The sequence below is a fragment of the Commensalibacter nepenthis genome (assembly GCF_029953305.1).
Lineage (GTDB): Bacteria > Pseudomonadota > Alphaproteobacteria > Acetobacterales > Acetobacteraceae > Commensalibacter > Commensalibacter nepenthis.
The window spans coordinates 1-1,325 of sequence record NZ_JASBAN010000014.1; the positions used below are offsets into that span (position 1 = coordinate 1).

Below are 1,325 nucleotides of genomic sequence, written 5' to 3' on the forward strand. Positions count from 1 at the left end.
ATGATTAAACGCCCCAGATTTATTGCCTTTGATGTCAGAGAAGCCACTGTCGGTCACGGCGTTTAGACCGATATTTCCAGCGGAGGCTAAAGAGACATTCCCCCCCGCATTTAACGTGCTGCCAGAAAAATTTAAGTCCCCAACAGTGGTTTGCAAGGACGCGTTCCCACCTGCTTTGATCGTTGTACCATAATTCTTAATTTGACTGCCATTAAATGCCAAAGTGCCATCAGACGCATGCGTCACACTCGACGCACCCGCATTTAACTCTATCGAACCAATATTAATAGACCCTGCTTGCATCGCCAAATCCGAGCCAGATTGAATGGTGCCACCATGGGTTATAATGCTGTCACTGGCTTTAATCCCAAGCGTGTCAGAGGCAATAATCTGCCCTTGCGATCCAAGGTAGGATCCCTTACCCCCATTCACAAGATAATCATTCACCGTATCCAAATTAATCACAGAGCCATTTTGCGCATTTAAAGAAATCTTACCCCCTTTAATCGTCCCTCCAATATTGCTGATATCCCCATTCGTAGCCGTCAGCGCAATCGAGTTTGTCCCTTGCATCAACCCAGAATTATAAATCGAATGTTACAAAAAACCCCCTATTACTTTTTAGTAATAGGGGGTTTCATACTTATTATAATCTAATTATTAGGATGTTTCTCAAAATATTTATCGTATAAATGCTCTTTAGGTAAACCTTGATAGTTGGTGATTAAGATTGTAAAAACATCATATTCAGGAGGTTCATCTTTTAAATTCTTAATAAACATTAAATTATTATCAATAGCTGTTTCTTTAGAAACAGGTGGATCATAAATTGAATCAATTACATCCCTTGGCTCATAGCCTGGATTATGCCATATACCACTTTCTATCCTCCATATTAAAATATCATAATCCATCGCATGTTTGCATATTTCTATAACCGCTGCTTTTGTTAAAACTACTATACTACTACCTTTTAATCTAAAAAAATCATGCATAGATGTATATAACTGATTATAATTTACTTTTTGTTCCATTGTATCCTCGAATCATCAGTCCACCCTGGTCTTATTTTATCACTAACTTGAGTAACTTCACCAGTTCTATCATTAATGACAACATAACTCCCAGGTTTTCCATAAACAGTCGCAGGGTCATTTCTTCCTAGCTTATCATCTGTTTTTTTAGGGCTTCGATTATCTGTAGAGGTTCCTTTCGGACCTGCTGCAATTGCTGCATCAATATCTGCATCTGTCCAGCCCCTATCACCCATTTGACCTTTAATTTTATCATCAGCTGTCCAAGTAACGATTGTACCTTTTCCTGCG

The 1,325-nt window shown here is 38.9% G+C and carries 3 protein-coding genes; all 3 read right to left on the reverse strand.

Annotated features, from left to right (window positions below):
* Positions 1–573 (reverse strand): hemagglutinin repeat-containing protein (locus tag QJV33_RS11910; protein ID WP_281463622.1); only part of this gene is annotated, 573 nt, incomplete at its 3' end.
* An 80-nt stretch (positions 574–653) separates the two neighbouring features.
* Positions 654–1,034, reverse strand: a complete 381-nt coding sequence (locus QJV33_RS11915) for a hypothetical protein (RefSeq protein WP_281463623.1) — start codon at positions 1,032–1,034, stop codon at positions 654–656.
* On the reverse strand, positions 1,019–1,325 hold a 307-nt coding region (locus QJV33_RS11920), incomplete at its 5' end, for a colicin E5-related ribonuclease (RefSeq protein ID WP_281463624.1). The genes QJV33_RS11915 and QJV33_RS11920, both read right to left, overlap by 16 nt.